The sequence below is a fragment of the Pseudonocardia pini genome (genome assembly GCF_013870575.1).
GTDB classification, from domain to species: Bacteria; Actinomycetota; Actinomycetes; order Mycobacteriales; family Pseudonocardiaceae; genus Pseudonocardia; species Pseudonocardia pini.
The window spans coordinates 1-1,255 of sequence record NZ_JACBXB010001142.1 but is presented as its reverse complement, the minus strand read 5'-3'; the positions used below and the strand labels follow the sequence as shown (position 1 = coordinate 1,255).

Below are 1,255 nucleotides of genomic sequence, written 5' to 3'. Positions count from 1 at the left end.
AGGCTGGCTGCGACCGTGTCATCGATGAGGACGGTGACACGGTCGCCCTGCCAGTAGAGGGAGGCGTCTTTGCCGGCGTGGCGACGCCCGACGCCGATAGAGGTGCCGCCGAACCCGATCACCCCGGTGCCGGACACGGTGCGGGTGGTGTGTCCGGCGATCCCGGGGGCCGGACCGACCGGGCCGACGCGTGGAGTGGCCTCGAACCGCTGTAGGGGTGTGGCACCGTCCAGGCTCTGGTGGCGGCGCCGGTTGTAGCCGTGCCGGTAGGCATCGAGCAGTGCCTGCAGCTCGGCCAGGTCGGCTGGTGCGGGGCGGGCGGCCAACCATTGTTTGAGAGTGCGGTGGACACGCTCGTTCTTCCCGCAGGTCTGCGGGTGCGCGATCGAGGACACGATGGTGGTGATCCCCAGCTCGGCCAGGTGTCGTTCCACCGCCACCATCGGCCAGCCGCGGCGTTTACCGGAGAACGCGGTCCCGTTGTCCGAGAGCACGCAGGCGGGGTGGCCGTAGCGGTCGAACCCGGCCTGCAGGGCCGCCCAGACCGCTTCGGTGCTCTCACCGGGTGCGGCATGGCAGGCGATGTCCAGGCGGGAGTGGTCGTCGCTGACCTGCACGATCACCGCGACCGTGCCGTCGGACAGCCCGGTCTCGGTGCCGTCGATCTGCCAGAGCATGTTCGGTGCCGGGCGTTCGAAGCGCCGCCACGCCCGCCGGGGCCGTTTCGCGGGCTGTGCGGTGACCTGCCCGCGTGCGGCCAGGATCCGGTGGATCGTGGCCCGAGACGGCACCTGGGCCGGGTCCAGACACCCTTGCCGCCCGGCGCGGGCCTCGTCGAGCAGGCGCCATCGGACCGAGAGGGCACCGTTGTCCCAGCCGTCGTCTTCGAGTTCCTTCCGTGCCCGCACGCACGCCTCGCCCACGTGTTCGATGGTCGCGGTCGGCGAGGTCCGCGGTGCCCGTGAGCGGGGTGTCAGCCCGGCTGAGCCTTCAGCCTGGAATCGGGCCAGCTTGCGATAGAACGTCTTGCGTGACACACCGCGCTCACGACACACCCGGGCCACGTTGATCTTCTCCCCGGCTGCGACCCGAGCGACCGCAGCGATGAGATCGGGATCCATCTCGAACCCTGTTCTGCCCACCCGGCCAGGCTGACCCGGCCTGCACCGGGCCAGCCCACCCACCAGGGCGACTCAGTGTCCCCGATGTGTTGAGACAGCATGTGTGTCACATGTCCTGAGCACAGACAGGTCGC

The 1,255-nt window shown here is 70.2% G+C and carries 1 protein-coding gene and 1 pseudogene; both read right to left on the bottom strand.

Going from position 1 to position 1,255, the window contains the following annotated elements; all coding sequences use genetic code 11:
* On the bottom strand, positions 1–923 hold a 923-nt coding region (locus H5J29_RS35665; RefSeq protein ID WP_312858515.1), incomplete at its 3' end, for an integrase core domain-containing protein.
* A gap of 12 nt (positions 924–935) precedes the next feature.
* Positions 936–1,121 (bottom strand): annotated as a pseudogene (locus tag H5J29_RS36695) (helix-turn-helix domain-containing protein); the annotation flags it as partial.
* Positions 1,122–1,255: the final 134 nt, after the last annotated feature.